Below are 25,026 nucleotides of genomic sequence, written 5' to 3'. Positions count from 1 at the left end.
GCGTTGACGCCATTTTCCTCGGCGCGGGCGGGATTCCGCGGCGCCGGAAAGGCCCGGCCTCAGGTCGGCGGCTTCCGCTGGAACCGCGGTTCGTGGTCGGTGCTCCGGTGCCTGCGCCGAGGCAGCCCGGTCGGCTCCTGCGGGGGAGGACTCCAGTGCGGGGGAGGCGGCGCCGCCCGCGACCGGATGCCCTCGTCCGGGAGTTCCGGCGAGGGGACGGCGGGGCCGGTCCGCGGCTCCGGATCGAGGACGGCATCGGACCCCGCGGCGAGGGGCGGCTCGACCGTGGCCAGCCCGTCGGCGATGAGAGTGGCCAGGTCGCTCATGACCGGGAACAGGCCGCGTCCGAGAGCGAAGGCGATGTCGCGGGGCGTCCGGCGGCCGTTGACCTTGGCGAGCAGTTCCCGCCGCTGGGCGTTGACCGGCACGGACCCCGCGGGCCTGCTGCTTCGCGGCCTCGACCGCACGGACAGGCCGAGCACGGTCCAGGAGTGGGCGAGATCGAGCCTGCGGCGGATCTCGCGGGTGGCGCGTTCGGCGTCCAGGCCGGGGTCGGACGCGAGAAGCGGGGCGGCGTCACCGGGGTCGGCGGTGCAGGTGCGGACCCCGCACAGTGCCATGGCGAAAAGGGCGTCGGCGACCGCGGCGCGGGTGATGACCTGGACTCCGGCGTCGCCGAGGAGGCCGCGCACCACCAGTTCGCGTTCCAGCCGGCCCTCCGGGGCGCCGGCGGTGAAGGCGGCGGTCCAGTCGGCCTCGCTGATCCGTCCGGAGCGCAGCAGCAGCGGCTCGGGTCCCGGCGCGGCGGGGGTGGAGGCGGCCACCACCAGGCCGTCGCGCATGCTCACCGAGCCGCCCGGGGACCCGTCCATCCGCAGAGTCCCGGTGAACCGCTGCCGACCGCGCCGGGTCAGTGCCGAGATCAGCACGCCCGCGTGGTCACGCCCGCGTCCTGCCGGAGGCTGCGCTTCTGATGCCATCTGTCCCTTCTCGCCTTCCCTGATGGTGCTCGATGCCCCATTGAGTGTGGCCACGGTGCCGGATCGGCGGAATCCAAGGCTTCCCGGTTGTGGAAGCCCGTTCGCGGGATATATTAGCGTCCGAAATAAGCAATTCGTCGGGAGTGGTATGAACATCGAAACGGCGCTCAAGGAAGCCATGGCCATCGAGGGCGCTATCGGCGCGGCCCTGGTCGACTATGACAGCGGCATGTCCCTCGGATCGCTGGGAGGGGGCCCCGAACTCGACCTGGAGGTCGCCGCCGCGGGCAGCACCGAGGTCGTCCGCGCCGAGGTCCGGACTCTGGAATCCCTCGCCATCGACGACTCCGTCGAGGACATCCTGATCACCTTGAACCGGCAGTACAGTTTGATCCGCGTCCTCGGACGAGGCCACGGCCGCCTGTTCCTCTACCTCGCACTCAACCGGGAACGCGCCAACCTGGCGCTCGCCCGGCACCACCTGCGGCGGATCGAAGCCGAACTCAGCGTCTGACCGCGTCTCCGTCTCGGGGCGAAATTTGGGGGAGAACGGGTATGCGCGAAGCCGTGCTCGCGGAACTGCAGGCACTCCGGGGCCAGGTGGTGGGCGTCACGGACGCCGCGGTGGCGTCGGTGGACGGGATGCTGGTGGCCTCCGACACCGACGAGGTCCGGCCCGACGTCCTGGCGGCGCTCGCCGCGGCCTCACTGGGCCTCGGCCGAAGCGCGGGGAACGAGGTCGGCATGGGCGAACTGCGCGAGGTGGTGACCCGCTGCCAGAGCGGTCACATCGTGGTCTACGCCGTCCAGCGCACAGGGCTGCTCGTCGTGCTGGGCGACGAGGGGCTGGACATCGCCGACCTGCACCTGCGGTCCCGGGCCACCGTCGACCGCCTCGGCGCCATTCTCGCTCAGAACTGACCACCGAACGTCCTTCGCAACGGGGGACGCCTTCTGCGAGCGGCGCGCGAACTCGCCGCCCGCAATGGTGGAAAGAAGGTTCTGACTAATGGCGGATACGAAGATGTCCTGCCTTAACGGAGAGACACTGACGTCGTGGTCACGGTGTCTCGGGCACCTGTGTGGTCTGGGGCGCCGTGCCTGTGATGAGGGGGCAGGGGCGGAATCCCTTGGTGACGAGCCAGATGCCCAGTGACACTTCCCAGACGATCTCCGGCGCCGTGAACAGGAAGTTCACGGGGGACTGCTGCTCGTAGGCGCCGAACAGGACGGCGGTCGCGGTGGCGCAGGCGATGGGGCCCCTGTCCCCACCCTCCGGTGGCCGGATTCGGAGTGCCCGGCCGTAGTCTCGGAGGAGGCATGGGTGCCCGGCGATGCGCTCGTCAGTCCGGTGCGGTGAAAGGATGATCGGCATGGGACAAGTCGTGGTGAACGCGGAGAGCACGCTGCAAGCAAGCCCGGACCAGGTCCTCGGAGCGCTCAGCGACTACACGGGGGTCCGCTCCCGCATGCTGACGGAGCACTTCAGCGAGTACGAAGTGCGGGAAGGCGGCCAGGGCGAGGGCACGGTGGTGCACTGGAAGCTGGCGGCCACGAAGAAGCGGGTGCGCGACTGCCTCTTCACCGTGAGCGCGCCCGCCGGTGACCGCCTGGTGGAACGGGACGCCAACTCCTCGATGGTCACCACCTGGACGGTCACTCCCGCCGACGGAGGCGCGCGCGTCCACGTCACCACCACCTGGGACGGGGCGGGCGGCGTCGGCGGCTTCTTCGAGCGGACCTTCGCCCCGAAGGGCCTGCAGCGCATCTACGACGCCCAGCTCGCCAAGCTCGGCTCCGTGCTGGGCTCGTGACCGCGCCTGCCGACGAGGTCTACCGGCGGCGCTCCGCCCGTGTGCTGTTGGTGGACGACACCGACCGCGTCCTGCTGTTCCGCTGGCCGAAGGCCGCCGGCGACCCCGAGGCGGGCCACTGCTGGATCACTCCGGGCGGAGGCGTCGAGGAGGGTGAGACCCTGAGCGTGGCCGCGGCCCGCGAGCTGCGCGAGGAGACCGGCCTGATCGTCTCCCCGGAGGAGCTCGGCCCGCAGGTCGCCGTGGCCTCCGGGTACGCGGACCTCGGCTGGGCCCGGGGCGTGTTCCGGGACGACTTCTTCCTGTTCCGCACGCCCGCCCGCGACATCGACACCGCGGGGTTCACCCTGATGGAGCGCGAGCACGTCAGCGCCCATCGCTGGTGGCGGATCGAGGAGATGGAGAGCGTGGAAGAGCCGATCTACCCGCTCATGCTCGCGGAACTCCTCACCGAGCTCCTCGCGGGACGCACCCCCTCCGAGCCGGTCCGCCTCCCCTGGCACCACTGACCGACCCGCCGGACGTCGGGTGGGATCACCCGTGGGGGCCGAGGGAGGCGAAGCCTCCGACGATGGCTCCGTAGCCGATGTGGGCGACGACGGTGACCAGGGGCGTGCTGGGGCCGTAGTTGAGCATGAGGAAGCCCGGGGGTTCCAGCAGGGCGACCTTGGGGGCGCTGGTCAAAGGGCTGCCCATCCGCGGATGGACCAACGGCAGCAGGATGTTCACCAGGGCGGTGCCGGCGAACAGTCCGTGCACCAGGCCGAACAGGGCCCCGAGCCACCAGCCGGCGTGGCCGATGGCGAGGAAGACGGCGTAGTAGACGAACGCGAACACCTCGCCGCTGACGAAGTGCAGGAGATAGCCGATCGCCTTGGCGCGGGCCCGGTTCGCGGTGAGGGCGGTACCGAGGAGGAACGGCAGGTCCGCGCGGGTGAGCTTGAACTCGCTGGCGGCCCGCAGGACGGTGGTCAGGACCAGCGTGGCGACGAAGCCGCCCGCGGCGGTTCCCCAGGCGCTCACCCGACCGCCTCCCCGGCGGCCGAGCCGATGGCGCACGCGGCGTTGATCAGAGCCAGGTGGCTCAGCCCCTGGGGCAGGTTCCCCAGGAAGGCGCCGGTGTCCGGATCGATCTCCTCGCCGTACAGGCCGACATCGTTGGCCAGCCCTACCAGGTCGTCCATCAGTGCGACGGCCTCGTCGAGGCGCCCGGTGAGCGCCAGGCACTCGGCCAGCCAGAAGGAGCACGCCAGGAACGCGCCCTCGGTGCCGCCCAACCCGTCCTCGCCGGAGTACCTGTCGACGAACGGGCCGTGCCGCAGCTCGCGTCCCACGGCGTCGACCGTGGCGCGCATGCGCGGATCACCGGGAGGGGCGTAGCCGTGGAGGAGGCCGAGCAGCACGGCGGCGTCCAGCTCCGAACTGCCGGCGGAGCGCGTGTAGCAGCGGCGGCGGGACGAGAAGCAGCGCGTCTCGACGAAGTCGCGCACCTGGGTGCGGGCGAGCCGCCAGCGGGCCGAACCGCGGTCCTGGATCAGTCCGCGCTCGGACAGGTCGATGGCCCGGTCGAGCGCGACCCAGCACATCATCTTCGAGTGCGTGAAGTGCAGGGGCTCGCTGCGGACCTCCCAGATCCCCGAGTCGGGCCGCCGCCAGGCGGCGCAGACGAAGTCGGCCAGCTCGGCCAGGCGCCGGGCGAGGTCCCCGTCCAGCCGTCCGGCGGCACCGGCGTACAGCCAGCCGGTCTGGAGCAGCTCACCGTAGGTGTCCAGTTGGACTTGGGCGCCCGCCGCGTTGCCGGTCCGAACCGGCCTGGACCCCTGGTACCCCTCCAGGGGGAGCGTCCGTTCCGGTGCGTGGCCGCCACCGTCCAGCCGGTAGAGCACCCGCAGCCGCGGATGCGTGAGCTGGGTGGCGTGCATGAGCCACCAGAAGTAGGCGTCCGCCTCAGCGGGACATCCCAGCCGGAGAAGCGCGTCAAGGGTGAACACCGAGTCGCGGACCCAGGAGAAGCGGTAGTCCCAGTTGCGCTCGCCACCGACCTGCTCCGGCAGCGACGATGTCACCGCGGCGGCGATCGCCCCCGAGGGGGCGAAGATCAGGAGCTTGAGCGCCAGTGCGCTGCGCAGCACGGCGTCCCGCCACATGCCCTCGTAGGCATGTTCCCGCGTCCAGCCGCGCCAGGCCGCGACGGTGTGCTCCATCCGGGTGTCGCATTCGGACCGGGTCGGCAGGACGAGCGGTTCCTGGTGCGCGAACGGCATCGCCACCAGGGCCCGCCGCCCCCTCGCCAGTTCGAGGCGGCCGCTGATCGCCCGGTCGGCGCAGACCGGCTCGCCCGCGTCCCAGGTGCAGACGGCGAGCGCGTCCCCGCCGGCCACCACCACCGGTACACCGGCGCGCCTCGTGATCCGCGCCCGGCGGGCACCGTAACCGAACCGCGGCTGCACGCTCCACCGCAACGGCACGGTCCCGGCAACGCCGTCGAGGCGCCGCTGCAACTCCCGCATCGGCCCCAGCGTCCCGTCGCCTTCCAGCGTGAGCGAGTCGGTGACCCGCACACTGCCGCGTCCGGTGGTGAACGTGGTCTCCAGCACGTTCGTGCCCGGCAGGTACCGGCGCGCGGCCGTGAAGGGCTCCTCCGGCTCCAGCACGAAACGGCCGCCCCGGGCGGGGTCCAGGACGGCGGCGAACACCGAGGGGGAGTCCAGGTCCGGCAGCCCCAGCCAGTCCACCGACCCGTCGGCCGCGATCAGCGCGGCGCTCCGCCCGTCCCCGATCACCGCGTAGTCGCGCAGCGGGACGTGGCCGTCGCTCCGGAAGGCCGTCATACGCCCTGGCCGTACGGAGGGCCGCCGATTTCCATGGTTCAGGGCCTCACTCGGTCACGGCCCATCACGTCACACTCCTCCCCTGTGACTTCAAGGATTCCCGCACCTCAGCGGCCTGAAGCCCCGGTCCTCGCCATCGTGTTGTTGGAGAAAAGTTGGCCCTCTTTTGAGGCGATGCGAAGTAAGAGTGGGTGATGGCCGATGTGGACTTCTCGGCGCTGTTCCAGGCATTGCCGGTGGCGTGTTCGATCCTGTCGCGCGAGTGGGAGTACGCGGCGGTCAACTGCGCGTACGAGCGGGCGGCGGGACGAACGCGTCACCAGTTGATCGGCCGGAACGTGTTCCAGGTGTTCCCGGGCGGCCCGGAGGGGGACAGCGCCCGCCGGTTGAGGGCCTCGCTGGAACGGGTGGTGGGCGAGGGCGGGGCCGACCGGATGGGACTGCAGCGCTACGACGTCGAGGAGCCGCCGGGGTCGGGGGTGTTCCAGGAGCGGTACTGGACCATCGTCAACACGCCGCTGCCCGGGCCGGAAGGACGGGTGGCGTGGGTGGTCAACCAGGTGGAGGACGTCACCAGGTTCGTCCAGCGACTGCGCGAGGCCGAGGGCGGCGCCGAGTCGGTACGGCAGGCCCTGGCGGCGGGAACGCAGGAGCTGGAGGCCGAGTTGTTCACGCGGGCCCGGGAGCTGCAGGAGGTCAACCAGCGGCTGCGGCGCGCGCAGGCAGGCGAGCGGCGCGCCGCGGAGGCGGCGCGCCAGGCGCTGCAGGTCCAGCAGCAGGCCATCGCCGACACCTCTCACGACCTGCGGGGCCCCGTCAGCGGCCTGCGGACGCGCCTGGAGGTCGCCCTCAGCGACCCCGAGGCCGACTCCCGCCAGGTCCTGGACGCCGCGCTGCACGACGCCGAACGCATCGGCGACATCGTCGCCGACCTGCTGGAGCTGGCCCGGCTGGAGGCCCGCACCCCGCTGGACACGAAACCGGTCGACCTGGCGCACCTGGTGCGGACGGAGGTGGACCGCCGCGGTGACGGGCACCGGGCGCCGGACGTGCGGGTCAGCGTCGACACCGAGCCCGACGTCATCGTGGAGGTCTCACCCGTCCGGCTGAAACGCCTGCTGAACAATCTGCTCGACAACGCCGAACGCCACACCCGGACGCGCATCGAGGTGACGGTCGCCCGAGAGCAGGGGCACGCGATCGTGAACGTCACCGACGACGGGCCCGGCATCCCCGCCGACGAGCGCGAGAGCGTCTTCCGCCGCTTCTTCCGGCGCGGCGACGCCCGCCGGTTCGATCCCGAAGGCACCGGTCTGGGCCTGCCCATCGCGCGCCAGATCGCCCAGGCCCACGACGGCAGCCTGCACATCGCCGATCACACACCCGGCGCCCGCTTCACGCTGCGGCTGCCCCTCCGGCGATCCCCCGACGGCGCATAGCGCCCCCGACGGCACCGGGCACCGGAACGCCGGGGCGGCCGACCCCGGCTCCGCCCGAGCCCGGGCGGAGCGGCGGGGCCCACCCGGCCTCAGGCCAGGGTCCGGGCGGGCGCGGCCTCCCAGGTGAAGCCGTCCGGGTCGGTAAAGGGCTCGTCGCCGCCGACCAGCACGAGGCGGTGTGAGCCGGTGCCGTCCTGGGCGGCGCCGACGTCCTTGGCGAGGGCGCGGAGCGGGTACAGCGCCAGCGTGACGGCCGAGGACGGGGTGTCGAACTCGGCGTACTTGCCGCCGAAGCTCTTGGCGACGGCCAGACCGCGGTCGACATAGAACCGCTTGCTCGCCTTGACGTCCGCGACGCCCAGCAGCAGAGCGATCTGGTCGAACTCCCGGGCGGCGGGCGCGGAGTCCTTCTTCTTGGAGGACGCGACCTTGCAGATCGTCCCGTCCGGGGTCTGGATGACGCCGCCGTAGCCCCAGAAGGACTTCGTGGCGGGCTTCAGCGTCGTGGCGCCGGCGTCGACGGCGGCGCCGATGAGGGCGTCGACGTTTCCGGGCTGGGACGCGACGAGGGACAGCGCGAAGCCGCGGAAGCCGGCGGCCGGCTCGTCCGAGGCGCGGACGTCCACGCGGTCGGCGATGCCGAAGGCCTCGTAGAAGGCCTCCGCGGCCGCGGGGTCGGAGACTTCCAGGGTGACGGATGCGAAGGAGGTCATGATGCTTCTTTCTCGCTGGGCGGGGTGTCGTGCGGTGGGGGCGGTCGTGTTCAGCGGTCCTGGATCAGCCCGAGGACATTGCCGTCCTGGTCGGTGACGGTGGCGACCAGCCGTCCGGCGCCGACGTCGTGCGCGGCCTGCCGGACGGCCGCGCCGGCGGCGGTCAGCTCGGCGAGTTTCGCCTCGATGTCCGGCACGTGCCAGTAGGCCACCGGCGAGGTCATGCCCTGCGGTCCGCCGTCCGGGACCAGTCCGATGTGCTGGCCCCCGACCTCGAATCCGACGTAGTAGGACGAGTCGGTCTGCGGGGCCTGGCCGAGCAGGGCGGTGTACACCGCCTTGGCCCTGGTCAGGTCGCTCACGGGATGCAGCACGGTCCTGATCCCTCGGACGGGGGAGCCGCTCATGGTCACTCCTGGGGTCGTGGGCCGCGTCGACCCGCTGTTCAACTGCTCACAGCCTCGCGCCGAGGCCGCCCCGGCCACATCCGTGGCGACTACGGAACCGGCTACGCAGCGCCCCCTACGCACCGCCCCTGCGCAGCACGGATACGGACGGAGCGCGGAACGTGTGCGACAGAATGGGACAGTGGTAGCGACAGTGGATATCTCACCCCGGGAAGCCGAGGTGCTGGAGCTGGTCGGGGAGCATCTCAGCAACGCCGAGATCGCGGCGCGGCTGTTCATCTCCGTCCGCACCGCCGAGAGCCACGTCTCCGCCCTGCTGCGGAAGCTGGACGTCCCGGACCGGCGGGCGCTCGCCGGGCGGGCCGCCGCGGGCCGCCGCGCCGTCGGCGCGTCGCGGCCGGTGCCCGTCCTGCCGGCCCCGCTGACCTCGTTCGTCGGGCGGGCGGGCGAGCGCGCCGAGCTGGCCGGGGTGATCGGGAAGCACCGGCAGGTGACCGCGGTCGGCCCGGGAGGCGTGGGCAAGACCCGGCTCGCGCTGGCCGTCGCGGCGGACGCCGCCGGCGCGTTCGCGGACGGCGTCTGGTTCGTCGACCTGGTGCCCGTCACCGACCCGGGGATGGTCGCGGACGCGGTCGCCGCCGCGCTCGGCCTCGGCGAGCAGCCCGGCCGCGGCATGACCGAGTCGGTGGCCGCCGCGCTGGCCGACCGGCACGCCCTGCTCGTCCTGGACAACTGCGAGCAGGTGCGGGACGGCGTGGCGCTGTTCCTGGAACGGCTGCTCGCGGCGTGCCCCCGGGTGGCGGTGCTGGCGACGAGCCGGGCCCGGCTGATGGTGCCGTTCGAGCGGGTGTACGCCGTCCCGCCGCTGTCGCTGTCCGGCGGGGAGCCGGACGCGGTCGCGCTGTTCAAGGAGCGGGCGACGGCGATCGGCTGGCCGCTGGACCCCCCGCTGCACGAGCACATCCGCTCGATCTGCGAGCGGCTGGACGGCATGGCGCTGTCGATCGAGCTGGCCGCCGCCCGGTACCCCACGCTCGGGCTGGACGGTCTCACCGCGGCCCTGTCCCACCCGCTGCGGACGCTCGCCGGCGGGCCCCGCGCCGACGACCGGCACCGCTCGGTGCGGGCGGCGGTGGACTGGAGCCACACCCTGCTCGAACCGGCCGACCGGGAGCTCCTGCGCCGGGTGTCGGTGTTCGTCGCGCCGTTCACCGCCGCGGCGGCGGCGGAGGTGGCCGGGGCCGATCAGGGGGTGGTCGCCGACGGGCTGGCCCGCCTGGCGGAGCAGAGCCTGCTGGTGGTGCGGGCGTCCGCGGGCGCGACCGAGTACCGGGCGCTGGAGACGATCCGCCAGTACGGGGTCGAGCGGCTCGCCGAGGCCGGTGAGCTGGACGGCGTCCGCGCCCGGCACCTCCGCTGGTGCCTGGCCACGGCGGCCGGCCTCGCCGCCGCCACCGGAACGGACTGGCGGCCCCGGTTCGACGCCGCCGCCGACGACCTCCGCTCCGCCCTCGCCTGGGCGGCCGACCGGCCGGACCACCGCGCGGACGCGCACGACCTCGCGCGGCGCCTGGCGGAACTCGCCTTCACCCGCAACCTGGTCGGCGAGTCCCAGCAGCGGTACGAGCAGGCCGCCGCGCTGGCCGGGGAACCGGCGGGCGCCGCGGCGATGCTCCGGCACGCCGCCGCCGTCGCCGGGTGCCGCATGCACGGCGACGACATGTACCGCCTGCACCGGGCCGCCGCGGACGCCGCCCGGCGGTCCGGCGACACCGCCCGCGCCGCCGCCGACCTGGCGACCGCCGCGACGACCGTGTTCCGCTTCTCGGGCACGTTCGTCCGGGCGCCGTCCCCGGACGAGACGCGCGCACTGATCGCCGAGGCGCGCGGGCACGCCGGCGACGACCCCGCCGCGCGCGCGGCCGTCGCGCTGGCCGAGGCCGCGTCGGTCGCCGACGCGTTCGGCGCCGACCAGGACCCGCACGACGACGCCGTCGCGCGGACCCTCGCGCGCGCCGAGGACGCGGTCGAGCTCGCCCACCGCACCGGTGTCCCGTCCGCCGAGTCCGCCGCGCTCGACGCGCTCTGCGCCGTCCAGAGCTGGGTCGGCGACGCGTTCGCCGCCGCGTCCACGGCCCGCCGCCGCGTCACCCTCCTGTCGTCCGCGCAGACCACGCCCGCGGTCACCCACGAGCTCGTCCAGGCCCTCGGCGAGGCCGCCCAGACCGGTATCGGCGTCGGGGACCTGCCCGACGCCCGGCGCTGGGCGCGGCGGCTCGCCGATCACCCGTCGCTGGCCGAGGTGGGGCACCGCGCGACGAGCTGGCAGCTGGTCGCCGACGCGCTGGCGGGCGAAGCCGAGGGCGTGCTCACCGGCGCCGTCCGGTTCCTGGACGCGTGGCGGCGGAGCGGCAGCCCCGTCTGGCCGGAGCTCGAACCGGCGGTGACCGCCGTCGCGATGGTCCACGGCCTCCGCGGCGACCGGGACGCCCGGCACGAGTGGGACACGATCCTGGAGCGGTTCGGCTCGTCACCGAACCGGGTCCACGGCTACGGCGCGGTCTTCGACGCGATGCTGCTGCTCCACGACGGGCAGGCGCCGCGAGCGCTGGAGCGGCTGGCCCCCGAACCTGGCGACGTGTGGAGGTGGGTCACCTGGATCTGGCTCCACTGGTACGTGGCCCTGCGGGCGGAGGCCACGGTCCTCGCGGGAAGCCCCGACGCCCGCGACCGCCTCGCCGACGCCCGCGAGCTCACCGCCGGCAACCCGGTCGCCGGTGCGATCGTGGAACGCGCCGAGGCGCTCCTCGACGGCGACACGGAGCGGTCGCTCGCCACCGTGGACGCCTTCGACGCCGCAGGCTGCCGCTACCAGTCGGCCCGCACCATGCTGCTCGCGGGCGGCGATCACGCCGTCCGGGGAACGGCCGCCCTCAACGCCCTCGGCCTCGCCCCCGGGACCGTCCGCTAGCCGGACCCGGAGTCGGCTGTAAACCCTGCATCAGTGGCTGGCGTCGGACGTTATGAGGGGTCCGGGCGTGGGCCGGGGGAGGGAGCGGGCGATGCTGCGCAAGGGGGAGAACGCCGCGCTGGACGGCGGTCGTGTCAGGGTCGCCGTGACCGCCGCCGGAACGCCGATCGACGTGTCGGCGGTGCTCCTGGGCGATGACCGGCGGGTTCGGTCGGACGATGACCTGGTCTTCTTCAACCATCCCGCTCAGGACGGGTCCGGTTGGAAGGCGCCGAGGTCGTCATCGACCCGGACATGATCCCCGATGACGTTTCGACCATCGCGCTCGTCGCCGGCGTGGACGGGCCTGGGACGTTCGACGGCGTCGCGGTCCGCGCCGACGTGCACGGAGGTCCCCGGTTCGAGGCTCCGGCGATGTCGGGGGGGTGACGGCGGCGATCGCCCTCCAGGTGGACGACGACGGCGCGCTGGACGCGTGGATCTTCGCGACGGAGTTCGCGCGGCTCCCGCCGCTGCGGGTCGCCGAGATCGAGGCGTGGACGCACGACAACGTGCGCCCGCACGAGGCCGTCGCCGCCGACGGGAGCCGGGTCAGCCTCGGCGGCCGCGACAACGAGCCCCAGGTGATCGAGGACATCCTCGCGTACTACGAGACCCGTCCGGGCGAACCGGTCCTGGTGCTGTTCTTCTCCGACGGCGGCGTGGCCAAGAGCGCCCAGATCGCCCGCCTGCTCCGCGAGGCGTCGAACCGGCCGGTCTTCTGGCAGTTCATCGGCCTCGGCCACGGCAGGTACGGAATTCTGGAAAAGCTGGACACCCTCGAAGGGCGGCTCATGGACAATGCCGGCTTCTTCGCGGTGGACGACATAGCCAACATCACCGACACAGAGCTCTACCAGCGAATCCTCTCCGAGTTCCCCACCTGGCTGAAATCAGCAAAAGCCCACGGAATACCTATGGGCTCGAACTGAAGTCAGGCCCCCCGAATTCGATGTCAGGGAACGTCAAAACGAACCTCATCGGATTATTCTCACCACCCAGCTGTGCCTATCTCCCTGTTCCGGAACAGCGGCATAAGGCTGTACACCTCCGGCGTTCCAAGCACAGCGATCATCACTCTCGGTAGTTGCTCGCAAGCGTCAGCGTAAATCACCTTGGCGAAGACGCGCAGGTGGTGGGGTCGGGTTACCGAACTCGTCGTGACGTAGATCACAATCTCTTGATCGTTCCACTTCTTCCGAATCGCGATCGGTCACGTTACGTTAAAACGACTTTATTGGGACTTTATGCGCGCGGAGGTCTCGGTGAGCTTCTGGGGTCGTTTTCCGCTACGAAAGTCCAGGTCGCATCGCGTGCGGAGTCGGCCGTTCTCCGCGACCAGTGCGGCCACGGCGTTCGCCCTGTTGCTGCCGTTGTCGCTGGTGGGTCTTCCCTGGGACGCGTCCATGTCCGCAGCTCATGCGGATGAGGCGCCCAAGGCGGCACCTTCTCAGCGTGAGGCGGTCGCGGCCGCGCTGAAGTCGAAGCGGCCCGTCAACGTCACCTCGATGACCGGTCCGCAACGCGAGGTGCGTGCGCTGCCGGACGGCCGCCTGGAGGCCACGGTGAGCGCCCGGCCGGTCCGCACCTTGCGTGATGGCAAGTGGGTGCCGATCGACACCAGGCTGCGGCGGCGCGCCGATGGCATGCTCGCTCCAGGCGCGACAACGGTCGGTCTGGCGTTCTCCGCCGGGGGCGACGGGCCGTTCGCGACGATGAGCCGGGCCGGGCGCACCATGTCCCTGACCTGGCCGCACGGCAGACTGCCGGCGCCGGTCGTCGACAGCGAATCGGCGACGTACCAGAACGTTCTCCCGGACGTGGACTTGGTAGTGCGCGCCAAGCCCAGTGGGTTCAGCCACGTTCTGGTCGTCAAGACCCCGGCCGCGGCGCGGGACCCGAGGCTGGCCACAGTCCGGATGGGCTTGAAAGCCGATCGGATGAAGGTGGAGGCCGACAAGTCCGGTGGTATGCGGGTGGTGGACGAGGCCGCTGGGGGAACGGTCTTCAAGGCCGCCGAGCCGATGATGTGGGACTCCTCCGGGAAGGCCGCCGGCGGCGTCCGCAAGACGACTCTTTCCGAGAGGGCCATGGCCGCCGAGACCCCGGCTGACGGTGTGAAGCGGGGCCGCGTCAAGTCGTCCGCGGTAGGGGGAAACCTGGCCCTTGTTCCCGATCCGGGTTTGCTGACCGGGACGGGTACGACGTTTCCGCTCTACATCGACCCAGACTGGCAGGGACCGGGGGAGTCGGCCGCGGTCATGGTGTCGACCAAGTACACCGACTCCTCCTGGGAAGACGAGGGGATGGGGTACTGCTCGGACTCCGACCCCTACATGGGCGGGCAGTGCGGCGGCACCATCACCAAGCGGCTGTTCTACAAGTTCGTCCTTCCCTCGGCCGTGATGCGGACGAACGTTCTGTGGGCGGAGTTCAAGCCGTACCAGACCGGCGCCTACAACTGCACTGCGGCCGCGGCGCAGGTTTGGAAGACCAAAGGGGTCAGCGGCTCGACGAGTTGGGGGACGCAGGCCGCCTCCGGGTTCTGGCAGCGCAAGCTGGTGGAGAAAAGCTTCAACTATGGAAACGAGGGCGTTGGCTGCGCGAACAACACGGTGGTGCTCTCCAGCGAGACCCTCAAGACCGAGGTCGACAACACGGCCAACGGCAGCGGCACTCTCTGGCTCGGCCTGAAGGCGACCAGCGAGGGAAGCACCACTGGCTGGAAGCGGTTCAACAACGATGCCGTCCTCCGCGTCCTGTACAACCTTCCGCCCAAGACTCCGGCCAACGCTCACCTGGAGGGAGAGGGCGGCACCTACCCGTGCGGGCTGAACGACGCGTCCATGCCCCGGCTGCGGGTCTGGCCCACGATGGCCGCCAAGATCACCGACCCGCAGGGCAGTGACCGCGTCCAGGGCGAGTTCATGATCGGCTGGGGTGACGCGAACGGGGCCGGCTTCTCCTGGAGAATCGGGGCGGCACCGGCCCCGGACTCGACGCCCGTCTACTCCGGCGGCGGCAACTCCGGACAAGTGTTCACCAAGGCCATGAGCGCCCTGGCGTCGTCCCGCGGCATTCCCAAGAATGTCCCGCTCGCATGGACCGTCCGAGGGCACGACTTCAAGGACGGGCTGGAGAACGACGACTGGCACAACTGGCTCGGCGCGGGCCCTTGGGCCGACGCCCCGACCAGCGTCGGCGGCTTGGGGCACAAGTGCTGGTTCGTCTACGACGACGCCGCTCCGCCGCCGCCGATCGTCACCTCCGCCAAGTACCCCGCCAACGCCATCGAGCATGACGGGGTGGGAGAGCCCGGCGACTTCACGGTCACCGCGGCGCCCGGCAGTGAACCGATCGTCAAGTTCGGCTACCAGTTCACGCCCCCCGGCCGCCCGGCGGAACCGATCACCTGGCTCGTGCTCGGGCAGACGCCCGGCTGCACCACGACGGCCTGCACGTTCAGCAAGACACCGGACGTTCGCGGCGACTGGAAGCTGAACGTGCACGCCGTCGACCGGGCCGGCCGCTCCGGCACCGCTCCCGACTACGGCTTCCGTGTCCGCCGCGTCGCCAGCGAAGAGGCGCACTGGAAACTGGACGACCCCGCCGGGACGGTCAGGCTCCGAGAAGAGATCGCGGCAGACGACACCTTCACCGCCGTCAACGTCAAGACCGGCAAATGCCTGAACGTCGAAGGCGGCCAGAAGACGCCCGGCGCGCACATCATGCAGTGGGACTGCGACGGCGTCGACTGGGAACGCTGGAGGCTCAGCGAGGTCGGCGCCAACACCTACACCTTTGTCAGCAAGAAGAGCGACAAATGCCTCGACATCGACGGGACACCCGCGTCCACCGCCGACGGCGCCCACAGTATCCAGTCCGACTGCGCGGAGGTGCCGAGCCAGCGGTTCCAGCGCGTCGAGCAGGCGGACGGTGCCTACCAGCTCAAACCCGCGCACAGCAACAAATGCTTGACCATCGATGGCGAATCGATGGACAACCGCGCGCATGTCCTTCAGCAGACCTGCACCGGTTCACAGTGGGAGCAGTGGCGCCTCCTCTCGGTCAACGAGGCCGGCATGGTCGGAACCGACTACGCGCTGGGTACCCCGGCGAGGGTCGGGTCGTCGTCGCTGAAGCTGAACGCAGACGCCGACCCGGCGACCACGGGCTACGCCGAGACCAAGCTGCCCGTGCTGGACCCGACGAAGAACTATGCGGTCTCGGCGTGGGCGAAGCTGGCGACCAAGGGCGGCGTCTTCACCATCGCCTCCCAGGACGCCGACGTCGCAAGCTCGATGTACCTGCAGTACTCGCCCATCGACGATCGGTGGGCATTCTCCGGAGTGCTCGGAGACAAGGCCGATGCGGTCGGCGTCCGAGCCCTGTCGGCGCAGCCCCCGGTAGTCGGGCAGTGGACCCACCTGGTCGGCGTCTACGACGCGACGGCCAAAACGATCAGCCTGTACGTCGACGGCAGGCTCGAACAGACCACGTCCTACAACGGGGACCAGTGGGCGGGCGTGAACCGCGGCGCCTTCGCGATCGGCCGCGCCAAGTACAACGGGATCAAAACCGACTTCTTCCGGGGCGAGATCGATGACGTTCGGGTGTTCGACCGGGCCGTCACCGCCCAGGACGTTGCCGGGTGGTACCGCTCCACCGTCCAGGCCCGCTGGAGACTCTCGACCGCTCCGGCCAACGGCGTGGTCCCGGACGACTCCGGCGCCGGCCATGATCTCACCCTGTACGGCGGCGCGGAGATCAAGACCGATGGGGAGACCTGCGACCAACTCGACGGCGGGTGTCTGGCGCTCCACGGTGCCAACACCTCCGGCGTCGGCCAATGGGCCAGGACGGCGCTGCCCGTAGTCCGCACCGACGGAAGCTTCTCGGTCGCCGGCTGGGTGGACGCTGTGAAACCGACCGTTCCGATGACGGTCTTCTCTTTGGCTGGAATCACCCAGAACGCCTTCACCGTGCGCTTCAACCCGAAGGCGGCCAGGAATCCGAACTGGGACCCCGACCGGGACGACCCCGCTGACGAATGGGTCGGCCGCTGGGAGATCGAGGCCTCCGTCGCCGACGCCCTCGGAACCACCCGGGTCACCGCCTACCAGTCGCAGTCCTGCAACATCTGCACCGACTCCGGCCCTGACCACCTCGCACTGGTCTATGACGCGGAGACCGACACGATGACCCTCTACGTCAACGGCAACACCAGTGCCGAATCGGCGAAGACCGGCGTCATCGGGTTCAACGCACCGGGCCCCGTGCAGATCGGCCGCCGCTTCGCCGATGGCCAGACCAGCGACAACGACCCCACTCGCGAGTACTTCGCCGGGCTGATCCGCGATGTATGGCTGGTCAAGGGCGCCCTCGCTCCGAATGAGGTGTTGCCGTTGGCCAACCTTCAGCAGATCGACACCCCTTACGGAAATCCGCCTCTGCCCCAGTCCTACGACTGACGGCGGTGGGCGGGCGAGGAACACCCACCGAGGCCTGCCCGGCCGACTGGCCGACACCCATTTCCTGCTGACCACCTCGTTGGCCCTCGGGATGAGGGCAGCGTCGCCTTGGAGGGCGTTTGTGAGCAAGCGCGGTACCCGGATGCTGCTGGGAGGCCACGGCCGGGCGCGGTCGAAGATCGCGCTGGGCATGGCCGCCGTGCTGGGGATCGGACTGGCCTCGGCGCTGCCCGCGCGGGCCGAGCCGGTGCCGAGTCGCCAGTTCAAGGACGTCAAGCCGGTCAAGGGCCGGGCGCTGAAGACGCGGCCGCGCAAGGCCGGGAACAAGCACCTGACCACCAAGGCGGCTCCGGCGCCGAGCTGGCCGAAGGCCGGCACGGCGACCAGCAAGGTCCCCGGCAAGGGACGCTGGGCCCGCGCCGGTGATCTCCCCGTCTGGGTCACCGCTCCGAACGATGCGACGCGCCTCGATTCGCGTCCGGGGTCACGAGGCCTGCCGGCAGCCGAGCAGGTCCGGGTCCAGGTCGTCGACCGCAATGTGAGCCAACGCGCCGGCGTCCAAGGCGTCATGATCTCGGTTGCCCGCACTGACACCACGGCACCGGGGCAAGTCGGGGTCGGGCTGAACTACGCGTCGTTCGCGTCGGCGTTCGGTGGCGCATACGCCGACCGGCTCAAGCTCGTGCAGTACCCGGCGTGCGTCCTGACGACGCCGGAACGGGCCGAATGCCGGAGGCCTACTCCGGTGGCGACGACCCATGACAGCAAGAACAAAACGCTGATCGCGCAGGTACAGGCCGCGTCGGAACCGGCCGCCCGGCAGGCGTCACCGCAGCAGCCGACGGCCACATCGGGTCCGACGGTGCTGGCCACGGCCGCGGGAACCGCCGGTGAACAGGGTGATTTCAAGGCCACCAAGCTGAAGGCCTCGTCGACCTGGAACGTGAACCTCAATACCGGTGATTTCACCTGGTCCTATCCCATGCGGGTGCCTCCCGTGCCCGGCACCATGAGCCCCGAGGTGAGCATCAGCTATTCCTCGGGCAACATCGACGGCCTGACCTCGAACACCAATGCTCAGTCCACTTGGGTAGGGGACGGGTTCGACCTGTGGCCCGGGTTCATCGAGCGCCGTTACAAAGCGTGCGAAGACGACGATGCGCCGAAGGACGAGTGGGGGTCCTCGCCGGGTGACCAGTGCTGGGGTTATGACAACGCCACGATGCAGCTGAACGGGCACGGCGGTGAGCTCGTTCCGGACGGTGCAGGGAAATGGCGGCTGAAGAACGACGACGGCACGCGCGTCGAGCAGCTGAACGGTAACGACGCCACGACCGGAAACGGCGACGACGACAATGAGTACTGGAAGGTCACTACCACCGACGGCACCGCCTACTACTTCGGCAAGCACCGGTTGGACAACTGGGCAAGCGGCAATCCGGAGACCAATTCCACCTGGACCGTCCCGGTGTTCGGTGACGATGCGACCGAGCCCTGCCACAAGGACGCATTCAAAGATTCGTGGTGCCAGCAGGCGTGGCGATGGAACCTTGACTACGCGGTCGATTTCGATGGCAACGCGGTCACCTACTACTACGACAAGGAGATCAACTACTACGGCCGCAACCTCAAGCCCGAAGACGAGACGCCGTATGTCCGCGGCGGTGTGCTGAACCGGATCGAGTACGGGCTGCGATCGGACAAGCTCTGGGCCAAGGCGCCGGCCCGCGTCATGTTCAACAGCAAGGAACGGTGCCTGGACACCGACACCAACTGCGACCCCTCCAAGATCGAGACCAATCCGAATCTGTGGCCGGACGTCCCCTACGACCTCAACTGCAAGTCCGGCACCGAGTGCAAGGACTTCAGGGGCACGGTCTCGCCGACCTTCTGGACGCGCAAGCGGCTGGAGTCGGTCAAGACCCAGGTGATCAAGGCGGACGGCACCTGGCGGGACGTCGACTCCTGGACGCTGTCCCACAAGTGGGGCACCGCCGACTACGCGCGGGCACTGCTGGCCACCTCCATCCAGCACACCGGGCACGCCGCCACCACCGCGATCACGCTGCCCAAGGTGACGCTCGACTACGAGGAGCGCTACAACCGGGTCCGGGCGGGTGATACCGGCGGGCTCATGCGCTATCGCCTGGACTACGTCGCCGACGAATCCGGTGGGGAACTGTCCGTCGCCTACAGCACCGCCCAATGCACTTCCGACGACCTGCCGACCCCGCAGACCAACACCAAGCGCTGCTTCCCGGTCTACTGGGCCCACGACGGAGACCTCGACCCCAGCCTGGACTGGTTCCACAAGTACGTCGTCACCCACGTGATCGCGCGTGACCGAACCGGCCACAGCGCCGACATGGTCACCAAGTACGTCTACGACTCCAAGGGCGGCGCCTGGCATTACGACGATGACGACAGCCTGACACGGGAGAAGTACAAGACCTGGAGCCAATGGCGCGGCTACGACAAGGTCAGCGTGCTGACCGGTTCCGACCTGGCCGACGGCATGGTCGCCCAGACCGACCATTACTTCCTGCGCGGCATGCACGGCGACCGCACTTCGACGACCGATCCTGACCAGAAGCGCACGGTCACCGTCGACAACGGCGACGGCGGCACGGTCACCGATCACGACGCCTTCGCCGGCCGGGAACTGCGCACCGTGCAGTTGGATAAGCCCGGCGGCCAGATCCTGCAGTGGGACCAGAATCTCCCGGTGCTATTCCAGACCGCGTCCAAGACGCGGCCCTGGGGCACGGTGACCGCCAACATCGTGGCCACCGAGTACGCCCGGACGTTCACCCCGACAGGACCGGGGACTTGGCGCAAGGCCGAGGTACGCACCAGTTATGACGCCGACACCGGGCGGGTCAACTGGGTGTCCGACAACGGGGACCTGGCGGACGGCGACGATGACCGCTGCACCCGTTACACCTATGCGGACAACATCACCGCCTGGATACGCAACCAGGTCGCCCAGGAGGAGGTGACCCGCGGCAGTTGCCTCTGGAGCGGGCTGGACCGCCGTATCCACGTGCTGTCGGGTACCCGCACCTACTACGACGGCACTGCGTCGGCGCCGAAGAGCGCCTTCAAGTCGATCAGCCAGGGCCGGGTCACCTACGCCGAGCGGTTGGTGTCGCACGCTGCCGCCGACGGCTCCGCCCCGACCTACCAGAAGCTGTCGGCCGTCACGGGGTTCGACGGGTACGGCCGCCCCACCGCGGTGTCGGACGCCCAGGATCACGTCACCACCACCGCCTACACCCAGACTCCCGGCGGTACGGCGCCCGGGCTGACCACCAAGATCACGTTCACCAAGCCGGCCGTGACCAAGGAGGACGGCACCAGCCTGCAGCTGTCCACCAGCGCCACGTTGGACCCTGCCTGGGGCTCGCCGATCGTCAGGCTCGACGAGGCCGGTGGGAAGACCGACCTCTACTACGACGCGCTGGGCCGCACCATCAGAGTGTGGCTGCCGAACCGCAGCCGCACCGGCGGCGAGACCGCCAGCGCGGAGTACACCTACCAGATCGCCGAGAACGCGCCCGTAGTCGTCGGCACCCGCACCGTCACCAACAGCGGCGCCCTGGGCACCCCGTCCTATGCGATCTATGACGGGTTCCTCCGGGCCCGCCAGACCCAGGAGCCGGGACAGAACGGCGGCCGGCTCATCACCGACACTCTCTACGACGGCCGAGGCCTGGTCGCCTTCACCTACAACGGTTACTACAACGATCAGGCCGGGCCCACCCCGAGCTTGTTCGGCCCGGAGATGCAGGGGCTGGTTCACAGCCAGACCCGGTACAGCTACGACGGTGCGGGCCGCAAGACCCGCGAGGCGCTGCTGGGCGGCGCCGGTGACGGTGCCGAGGTGTACGCGACCGCCTACGCCTACGGCAGCGACACGGTTGGCACCTGGGTGAAGACGACCCCGCCCAGCGGCGGGACACCCACCACCACCTACACCGACTCCCGCGGCCGCACCATCGAGCTGCGGCAGCACAACACCGCCACGCCCGACGGCACCGACTACATCTCCACCAAGTACGAATACGATCCAGCCGACCGAAAGACCAAGATGGTCGGGCCGGGTGGCAAGACCTGGGAGTACCGCTACGACGTCCGTGGCCGCCAGACCACCACCATCGACCCCGACCGCGGCACCACCACGGCCGCTTTCAACGACCTTGACCAGGTCGTGTCCATCACCGATTCGCGTGGTAACGCGGGCAAGGTCTTCTACGAGTACGACGCGCTCGGCCGCAAACTGCGTACCTACGCCGCCAACGGCGACGGGGACAAGGGCGATCTGATTGCCCTGTGGGGATATGACACCGTGCGCCCCGGCCAGCTCACCTTCGCCTCCCGCAAGGCGACCGGGGCCGACGGCAACACCTACGAGTACAAGATCCGCACGGATGACTACGACAACCTCAACCGGCCCAAGCGCACCACCATCACCGTCCCCGCCAGTGCCGAGGGCGCCGGCCTGGACGGCAGCTACCAGTTCAACACCACATACAACCCGGACGGGACCGTCCAGTCGACGAGCATGCCAGCGGCCGGCGACCTTCCGGCGGAAGTCCTCACCTACACCTATGACAACGAGAACCTCGGGCGGCCGCTCACGCTGACCGGGAACTCCCCGTACGTAACCGGCACCAGCTATACCAACATCAACCAGGTCCGCGGCTACGTGCTGGCGGCCGGGGGCAAAGCGGTAAACGTCGGATACGACTACGACCCCGCCACGCGGCGGCTGATCCACGCCACCGTCAGCCGTGAGGGCATCGACGGGTACGCCCGCGACGCCGGCTACACCTACGACGACGCCGGCAACGTCCGCCAAATCACCGATGTCACCGGGCATGCCTCCACCGGCGGCGTCACCACAGACACCCAGTGCTTCCGCTACGACCTCCAGCGGCGCCTGACCGACGCATGGACTCAGAGCACCGCAACCTGCGCGGCCTCCGCCGCCACCGCCGAGATCGGCGGTCCCGCTCCGTACCGGAACGCCTACAACTACAACCCCGACGGAAACCGCACCACGGAGGAAAGCTGGGGAGCCGGGCCCGATGGCGGCGTCCGGCAAGAAACCCGCACCTACCGCTACTCCGGTGACGCCGGCGTCGACCCCGCCTACAAGGGACACCAGCTCGCCGGCTACTCCCAGGAAGTCGACGGCACCAGCGACACGCAGAACTTCACCTACACCTACGACGCCGGTGGCAACACCACCCAGCGCACGGACGGCAGCAACACTCTCAAGTTTTCCTGGGACCAGCAGGGCGAGATTTCCAAGATCACTGACACTGCCCAGGGCAGTACGACGTTCGTCTATGACGCCGACGGAAACCGCCTTGTCCGTCGGGACAAGTCCGGCACCGTCCTCTACTTGCCGGGCATGGAGCTCCGCCTCAGCAACGGCGCCGTCACCGCCACGCGCTACTACTCCTTCGGCCCCCAGACCGTCGCCATGCGCACCGGCGCCGGCGTGACCCTCCTGGCCGGCGACCACCAGAACACCGCCCAGCTGGCTATTCCCGCCGGTGACCCGTCCAAGCTCAACCAGCGCCGCTCCACACCCTTCGGCGAAGACCGCGGCGCCATTGTCGGCATCTGGCCCACTGCCATGGACAAGGGCTTCGTGGGCGGAACCAAGGACAACACCGGGCTCACCCACTTGGGGGCCCGCGAGTACGACCCCGCGACCGGACGGTTCATCTCCGTCGACCCCGTCTTGGACCCGGCCGACCCTCAGCAGCTGAACGGCTACAGCTACGCCGACAACAACCCCGTCACAAGCTCTGACCCCTCCGGCCTCTGCCCGCCCGACCGCTGCGGCAGTGGGGTCATGAACCCCGGCCACAAGACCCCCGCTAAGGGAGGCGGCTGCGGCTTGGACTGCGGTGACCCATACCCGCAGTACAACTGGCCGGTCTGGCTGAACCCTCGCAAGGCGGCACGCGTCAGGCAGGCGCTCGCCATTACCAGCTGCAGACTGCAGGGTGGCTGCGGCGGGAGCCGCAACGTCCTGGAAGGACGCAGCCACAACGACCCCCTCTTCCTTAAGTATACGAGCTACGGACCGAGCGGCATCTGCGGAGCAGAGGACGTCATCTGCCAGGTCCAGAAAGAACTGATCGCTCAGGGCTTCTCCCCGGATATCGCGGACGATCTGGGGGACGACTACTGCTCCTTCCTGCATTGCAACTCGCCGCTCGAAGCCGTTGCCGGCGGCCGCTCGATCGAGTGGCCCTGGGTCAAGGGCGCCAGCAACACAGAAATGCTCGAAAATGGCCTCATGCTCGGACGGGGGCGAGGGAAAGGCGGCTGCAACAGCTTCGTCCCCGGCACCGAGGTCTTGATGGCGGACGGCAGTCGCAAAGCCATCGAAGACGTAGAGGTCGGCGATGAGGTTCTCGCCACCGATCCAGAGACCGGCAAGACACGCGCCGAGCCCGTCGTGGACACGATCTTCGGCAAGGGCGAAAAGAACCTCGTCCAGATCACCATCGACACCACTGGACTCCGTCCCTTCTGGCCGGCAGACGAGGGACTCAAGAAACCCGCCAGCCCGCTGCGTCCCAAGAGGGGCGTCATCATCGCTACCGACGCCCACCCCTTCTGGGTCGCCGGCAACCTCAACAAGTGGGTCAACGCAAGTGACCTCAAGCCAGGCATGTGGCTCCGCACCAGCGCCGGCACCTACGTCCAGGTAACCGCCACCAAACACTGGACCACTCTCAGGCAACGCGTCCACAACCTCACTGTCGCCGACCTGCACACGTACTATGTGCTCGCCGGCACAACGCCGGTGCTGGTGCACAACGACAACGAAGTTCCTGGGTGGGCTGCAAACGAGATTGCCAGGATTAAAGCCGGGCAGGGGACCCCGCGCACGGTAAGCCCCACAGATCCTACTCAAAAGCTTTATCAAGGGCGCGAATCGGCGAGGCACGCGGCCAAGTGGGGTCCTCACGCGGAGTCGGGTTTCCAGGGCTCGCCCGAATGGGAGGTTCCCGGGAAGGGTGATATGTACAGGATCGTCGGTCCAAACCGCTTTGGGGAGTATGGCTACACGGACCCGAAAGTCAAGTACCAGAAGATCACCGTTGTTACCTGTTGATTCGGCGTGTTCCCAGTGGAAGGTGGGCGACGTTGTCAGTGAAGTATTCTGTCCGGTTCGAGGAAAGTGACACATTCGTATCCGCCTGCGATCTGGAAGGGTTTTTTGTCGGGCGCTACAGCGACGACGACTTCGGCGCGTTGCTCGACGCCGAGAACGCCCGAGTCACCTTCAGGCTTGTGCGGCCGACCCTGGACGCGCCGATCGAGACGCTTAGGGGGGACATCGAGGTTCTTGTCCTCGACACCGAAGGTCGGCCCATGGGGCGCTACGTGCTGTGGGCCGCCAAGCTAGTAGCCGGGGATACGCCGGAATATCTAGTCGTCACGGCACGAACGGGTTTGGCTCCGCATGCCGAGGCCCGCAGGTTGTGGGACAGGTTCCGCGTTTCCCGGCCGCAGCGCGGTGAATGGTGCACGCTTCAGGTCGGAGCCCGTGAAGCGTGGCTAGAAGTAGCCGGTCTCAGGTACGCCGAATCCCCTTCTAAGGGGGACCATTCGGTTCCCCCTCGAGAGTTCGTTATGGAGGGTGATGAAATCAAGGATGTCGCAAGTTTCTTCTGTGCGATTGGCGAGGCTTTCCGTGGCCCAGGAGGGTATATGGGGTGTAGTTTTACCGAATTGGACGAGTCTCTTGAGGGTTATCTCCAAGGCGCCCCGGTTCGGCTGATTTGGCGGAACATTTCCGTTGCGCGCTCGTCCTTGTCTGGAGTGGTAGATATTGCTGGCGGGTCGATTTCCAAATTCGACTTGCTTCTTAGTATTCTGTCGCAGAATAATGTTGAAGTCATTCCTGGCAGGTCATAGCCTGAATGTTCGAAGTGCTGAATCCGAGGCGACAGCTCGAATTCAGCATGATGGTGTAAACGTGTGGTCATACCGAGAAGGCATCGGCACCATGAGAGTCTTCCGATCCGAGGGGCTCTAGCCTCAGGATTTTTCGATGGCCCGCAGGTCCGCGGGTACGTTCTGTCTGCGGGAAGCAAGAACGTCAACGTCGGCTACGACTACGACCCCGCGACGCTCCGCATGACCCTGTCCCTGCCGAAAACTGGTGTGCCCGCCCAGGACCGCGCACAGCACGGAGACGCATCATAGCCCGTACGGAGATTTTCAAGTGCATTTCTACAAGAATCGAGTTTCAGGGGAGGTCATGTACGACTATGACTACAAGGTCGTCATGAACCGCAGAGGGAGTGCCCCGTGAAAGTTAGGTTC

At 69.3% G+C, this 25,026-nt stretch carries 17 protein-coding genes; 12 read left to right on the top strand and 5 right to left on the bottom strand.

Going from position 1 to position 25,026, the window contains the following annotated elements:
- Window positions 1-59: 59 nt before the first annotated feature.
- Complete coding sequence (locus BKA00_RS19195) at window positions 60-980, bottom strand: hypothetical protein (protein WP_185026901.1); 921 nt, start codon at window positions 978-980, stop codon at window positions 60-62.
- Window positions 981-1,128: 148 nt separating this feature from the next.
- On the opposite strand from BKA00_RS19195, the gene BKA00_RS19190 reads away from it, so the two are divergent.
- The 4 genes from BKA00_RS19190 to BKA00_RS19175 all read left to right on the top strand — a co-directional run bounded on the left by BKA00_RS19190 (window position 1,129) and on the right by BKA00_RS19175 (window position 3,303).
- Window positions 1,129-1,494, top strand: a complete 366-nt coding sequence (locus BKA00_RS19190) for a hypothetical protein (RefSeq protein WP_185026899.1) — start codon at window positions 1,129-1,131, stop codon at window positions 1,492-1,494.
- A gap of 41 nt (window positions 1,495-1,535) precedes the next feature.
- Window positions 1,536-1,901, top strand: a complete 366-nt coding sequence (locus tag BKA00_RS19185; RefSeq protein ID WP_185026897.1) for a roadblock/LC7 domain-containing protein — start codon at window positions 1,536-1,538, stop codon at window positions 1,899-1,901.
- A 452-nt stretch (window positions 1,902-2,353) separates the two neighbouring features.
- Window positions 2,354-2,794: an SRPBCC family protein gene (locus BKA00_RS19180; RefSeq protein WP_185026895.1), complete on the top strand. Its 441-nt coding sequence runs from the start codon at window positions 2,354-2,356 to the stop codon at window positions 2,792-2,794.
- Complete coding sequence (locus BKA00_RS19175) at window positions 2,791-3,303, top strand: NUDIX hydrolase (protein ID WP_185026893.1); 513 nt, start codon at window positions 2,791-2,793, stop codon at window positions 3,301-3,303. Before BKA00_RS19180 ends, BKA00_RS19175 begins: the two co-directional genes overlap by 4 nt.
- A gap of 25 nt (window positions 3,304-3,328) precedes the next feature.
- Here BKA00_RS19175 and BKA00_RS19170 read toward each other — a convergent pair whose 3' ends face one another.
- Both BKA00_RS19170 and BKA00_RS19165 read right to left on the bottom strand, forming a co-directional pair.
- Window positions 3,329-3,817 (bottom strand): hypothetical protein, encoded by a 489-nt coding sequence (locus BKA00_RS19170; RefSeq protein ID WP_185026891.1) that lies wholly within the window; start codon window positions 3,815-3,817, stop codon window positions 3,329-3,331.
- Window positions 3,814-5,625, bottom strand: a complete 1,812-nt coding sequence (locus BKA00_RS19165; RefSeq protein ID WP_185026889.1) for a glycoside hydrolase family 15 protein — start codon at window positions 5,623-5,625, stop codon at window positions 3,814-3,816. Before BKA00_RS19165 ends, BKA00_RS19170 begins: the two co-directional genes overlap by 4 nt.
- Window positions 5,626-5,819: 194 nt before the next feature.
- On the opposite strand from BKA00_RS19165, the gene BKA00_RS19160 reads away from it, so the two are divergent.
- Complete coding sequence (locus BKA00_RS19160; protein ID WP_185026887.1) at window positions 5,820-7,064, top strand: sensor histidine kinase; 1,245 nt, start codon at window positions 5,820-5,822, stop codon at window positions 7,062-7,064.
- A gap of 89 nt (window positions 7,065-7,153) precedes the next feature.
- On the opposite strand, the gene BKA00_RS19155 is transcribed toward BKA00_RS19160, so the two are convergent.
- Window positions 7,154-7,777 carry a VOC family protein gene (locus BKA00_RS19155; protein ID WP_185026885.1) on the bottom strand — a complete coding sequence of 208 codons (624 nt, stop codon included), beginning with the start codon at window positions 7,775-7,777 and terminating at the stop codon, window positions 7,154-7,156.
- Between the two features lie 50 nt (window positions 7,778-7,827).
- A complete protein-coding gene (locus BKA00_RS19150; protein ID WP_185026883.1) occupies window positions 7,828-8,184 on the bottom strand; it encodes a VOC family protein in 357 nt (118 codons plus the stop codon).
- 193 nt (window positions 8,185-8,377) lie between these two features.
- Here BKA00_RS19150 and BKA00_RS19145 point away from each other — a divergent pair, with 193 nt between their 5' ends.
- From BKA00_RS19145 to BKA00_RS19120, 7 genes are all read left to right on the top strand, one after another.
- Window positions 8,378-11,155 carry a LuxR C-terminal-related transcriptional regulator gene (locus BKA00_RS19145; RefSeq protein WP_230298556.1) on the top strand — a complete coding sequence of 926 codons (2,778 nt, stop codon included), beginning with the start codon at window positions 8,378-8,380 and terminating at the stop codon, window positions 11,153-11,155.
- A 91-nt stretch (window positions 11,156-11,246) separates the two neighbouring features.
- The gene (locus tag BKA00_RS19140) at window positions 11,247-11,453 is read left to right on the top strand and encodes a TerD family protein (protein ID WP_185026879.1); all 207 of its coding nucleotides are present in this window, start codon (window positions 11,247-11,249) and stop codon (window positions 11,451-11,453) included.
- Complete coding sequence (locus BKA00_RS39920) at window positions 11,450-11,584, top strand: hypothetical protein (RefSeq protein WP_268248192.1); 135 nt, start codon at window positions 11,450-11,452, stop codon at window positions 11,582-11,584. Before BKA00_RS19140 ends, BKA00_RS39920 begins: the two co-directional genes overlap by 4 nt.
- Complete coding sequence (locus BKA00_RS19135) at window positions 11,581-12,126, top strand: VWA domain-containing protein (RefSeq protein ID WP_185026877.1); 546 nt, start codon at window positions 11,581-11,583, stop codon at window positions 12,124-12,126. The genes BKA00_RS39920 and BKA00_RS19135 overlap by 4 nt, the downstream gene beginning before the upstream one ends.
- A 315-nt stretch (window positions 12,127-12,441) precedes the next feature.
- Window positions 12,442-16,665 (top strand): LamG-like jellyroll fold domain-containing protein, encoded by a 4,224-nt coding sequence (locus BKA00_RS19130; RefSeq protein ID WP_185026875.1) that lies wholly within the window; start codon window positions 12,442-12,444, stop codon window positions 16,663-16,665.
- Between the two features lie 121 nt (window positions 16,666-16,786).
- The gene (locus BKA00_RS40500) at window positions 16,787-23,809 is read left to right on the top strand and encodes a polymorphic toxin-type HINT domain-containing protein (RefSeq protein ID WP_185026873.1); all 7,023 of its coding nucleotides are present in this window, start codon (window positions 16,787-16,789) and stop codon (window positions 23,807-23,809) included.
- A 38-nt stretch (window positions 23,810-23,847) separates the two neighbouring features.
- Complete coding sequence (locus BKA00_RS19120; RefSeq protein WP_185026871.1) at window positions 23,848-24,615, top strand: barstar family protein; 768 nt, start codon at window positions 23,848-23,850, stop codon at window positions 24,613-24,615.
- Window positions 24,616-25,026 lie beyond the last annotated feature (411 nt).

It is taken from the genome of Actinomadura coerulea (assembly GCF_014208105.1).
In the GTDB taxonomy this organism is placed as follows: Bacteria; Actinomycetota; Actinomycetes; order Streptosporangiales; family Streptosporangiaceae; genus Spirillospora; species Spirillospora coerulea.
The sequence above is the reverse complement of the archived record's forward strand: the minus strand, read 5'-3'. Positions and strand labels throughout refer to the sequence as shown.

What these genes read in the sequence shown, in the direction of transcription:
- BKA00_RS19195 (WP_185026901.1), bottom strand. Translation starts at nt 980, where the DNA reads ATGGCATCAGAAGCGCAGCCTCCGGCAGGACGCGGGCGTGACCACGCG.
- BKA00_RS19190 (WP_185026899.1), top strand. Translation starts at nt 1,129, where the DNA reads ATGAACATCGAAACGGCGCTCAAGGAAGCCATGGCCATCGAGGGCGCT.
- BKA00_RS19185 (WP_185026897.1), top strand. Translation starts at nt 1,536, where the DNA reads ATGCGCGAAGCCGTGCTCGCGGAACTGCAGGCACTCCGGGGCCAGGTG.
- BKA00_RS19180 (WP_185026895.1), top strand. Translation starts at nt 2,354, where the DNA reads ATGGGACAAGTCGTGGTGAACGCGGAGAGCACGCTGCAAGCAAGCCCG.
- BKA00_RS19165 (WP_185026889.1), bottom strand. Translation starts at nt 5,625, where the DNA reads ATGACGGCCTTCCGGAGCGACGGCCACGTCCCGCTGCGCGACTACGCG.
- BKA00_RS19160 (WP_185026887.1), top strand. Translation starts at nt 5,820, where the DNA reads ATGGCCGATGTGGACTTCTCGGCGCTGTTCCAGGCATTGCCGGTGGCG.
- BKA00_RS19155 (WP_185026885.1), bottom strand. Translation starts at nt 7,777, where the DNA reads ATGACCTCCTTCGCATCCGTCACCCTGGAAGTCTCCGACCCCGCGGCC.
- BKA00_RS19150 (WP_185026883.1), bottom strand. Translation starts at nt 8,184, where the DNA reads ATGAGCGGCTCCCCCGTCCGAGGGATCAGGACCGTGCTGCATCCCGTG.
- BKA00_RS19140 (WP_185026879.1), top strand. Translation starts at nt 11,247, where the DNA reads ATGCTGCGCAAGGGGGAGAACGCCGCGCTGGACGGCGGTCGTGTCAGG.
- BKA00_RS39920 (WP_268248192.1), top strand. Translation starts at nt 11,450, where the DNA reads ATGATCCCCGATGACGTTTCGACCATCGCGCTCGTCGCCGGCGTGGAC.
- BKA00_RS19130 (WP_185026875.1), top strand. Translation starts at nt 12,442, where the DNA reads ATGCGCGCGGAGGTCTCGGTGAGCTTCTGGGGTCGTTTTCCGCTACGA.